This is a genomic window from Ferruginibacter sp., assembly GCF_031391665.1.
Taxonomy (GTDB): Bacteria; Bacteroidota; Bacteroidia; order Chitinophagales; family Chitinophagaceae; genus Ferruginibacter.
The window spans coordinates 1-1,837 of record NZ_JANMUN010000234.1 but is presented as its reverse complement, the minus strand read 5'-3'; the positions used below and the strand labels follow the sequence as shown (position 1 = coordinate 1,837).

The following is a 1,837-nucleotide window of genomic DNA, read 5'->3' as shown; positions in this document are numbered from 1 at the left end:
GTTACCGTAAATAGCCCTAAAAAGTATATTAAGCATTTCATTTTATAAATTTAAAAGTGAGTGATGTTGCAAATGTTATTAATCAATAGAAACGCCTGCACTTGCATAACCATTTACACTTGTAATTAAAGAAACACCTGCAGCAGTAGTAGAAAATACTAATAAAAATCTTGATTGTGCTGTTACAGGAATAGATAAACCATTTAAAATACCTGCACTGGTAGTACCTAAACTTAGAATACCTGTTAATGCAGGAGTAAGGGTAACTATAGCACCAGGTACCGGTGAAAAATTATTACTGCTGATACTGTTACTTTGATAAAGCTGTGCCCTAACGGTAACTGTTGTACCAACTAATGATAACGCAGCAGTGGTAGAAAAGAAAGCGCTTACAGATTTAATAGTACCATTTCTTGGAACAGTAAAACCAAAATTTATATTTATACCTGTACCGCCGGTTATATCAATAGAACCTGATGACAATGCAATGCCAGATAATGAATTACCAAAACCAACCATAGCACCGGTACCTGCCAAACCACCTGCAACAGTAGTTAATGTAACCGGTAAACTTGATGCATAAGGAATAATGGTTGATGTATTTACATTAGGAACATTAATAGGGTTAATACTGCGCCAGTTACCATTGCTGTAAATAAATTCCCCAGCCTGGCCGCTTGGTACTGTTATTGAATTTAAAATACTGCCAAAACCACCAACTGTATTATTAAATATAATCAGGCGCTGGCCTGCATTAGGTGCAGCCGGGGCCGATATACTTATTGAACCGGTAGCCGTACCAATTAATTGTACTAAAGAAGTGTTAGCAGGTACAGTTGCTGAGTTGGAGCTTACGGTAACTGCTGTTTCTCTGTTGGTAATAGCACCGTTTACATCTAATGTTGTACCGGGTGTGGTTGTGCCAATACCAACCTGTGCAATAGAGGTAAAAGATTTTACAATAAATAAGCAAAGAATAATTTTTTTCATTGTTTGGATTTTAATTTTTAAGATAGAATATGATAATTATTTAATTGCGAACGGAAGCTTGTAATACATATTGCATTTTTTTTTAAATGTAGTAGAACTTCTATAGTTGATGTAAATTTTAATACCTTATACAGCCATGAAACGACTTTTTTAATAAATCTCTTAAATCCAAAAAAATATGAGGCATACCATATAATTAATTGAATTTTCGCTATTATTTTACTTAGGCAGATGATTTATAATTGGCAGGTTACTATGTTTTATTTCCCTTTTAAAAAAAAGTATGCCAGCTGCATAAATAAATTTAATTTTATAGGGTGATAATTGCTTTTGCAAAACAAATTTTAAGTTTACTGCTGGTATTAATAAGTAACAGCCTGCTGGCACAGCAGTACACTGTTAACGGCAATGCAGCCCAACTTTCCTGTAATGAGTACAGGTTAACCCAGGCAATAAATACACAAAGTGGTTCAGTATGGAATAATATCAGGATCGACCTTACCCAGTCTTTCGATTTTAATTTTGATGTTTTTTTAGGCGCTTCTAACAGCCCCGGTGCCGATGGAATTGCATTTGTATTACAGCCCATAAGTACAAGTGTAGGTTCAACTGGTGGTGGCCTGGGTTACGAGGGCATTGCACCTGCGGTTGGTGTTACAATAGATACTTATTTTAATCCGGGTAATAATGACCCTGCATTCGATCATATAGCTATTCAGTTAAACGGCGATTTAAGCCATAACACTACCGACGCCACGAACGCTTTTTCCGAGCAAGACTCAAAAAACTCCTAGCGGTGCTGGCTAGGCAGCGTGGTCTAGCACCGACCAAATGTACGCCCAACTGC

Annotated in this window: 2 protein-coding genes; one reads left to right on the top strand and one right to left on the bottom strand. The window is 36.6% G+C overall.

Features of this window, described 5'->3' with window-relative positions:
- Positions 1-78: 78 nt before the first annotated feature.
- Complete coding sequence (locus ACY651_RS17655; RefSeq protein ID WP_462254821.1) at positions 79-990, bottom strand: exosporium glycoprotein BclB-related protein; 912 nt, start codon at positions 988-990, stop codon at positions 79-81.
- A gap of 317 nt (positions 991-1,307) precedes the next feature.
- On the opposite strand from ACY651_RS17655, the gene ACY651_RS17650 reads away from it, so the two are divergent.
- On the top strand, positions 1,308-1,784 hold the full coding sequence (locus ACY651_RS17650) for an L-type lectin-domain containing protein (RefSeq protein ID WP_462254820.1): 477 nt from the start codon (positions 1,308-1,310) through the stop codon (positions 1,782-1,784).
- Positions 1,785-1,837 lie beyond the last annotated feature (53 nt).

Excerpts from the sequence above, each read along its gene's own strand:
- ACY651_RS17655 (WP_462254821.1), bottom strand. The coding sequence starts at position 990 with ATGAAAAAAATTATTCTTTGCTTATTTATTGTAAAATCTTTTACCTCT.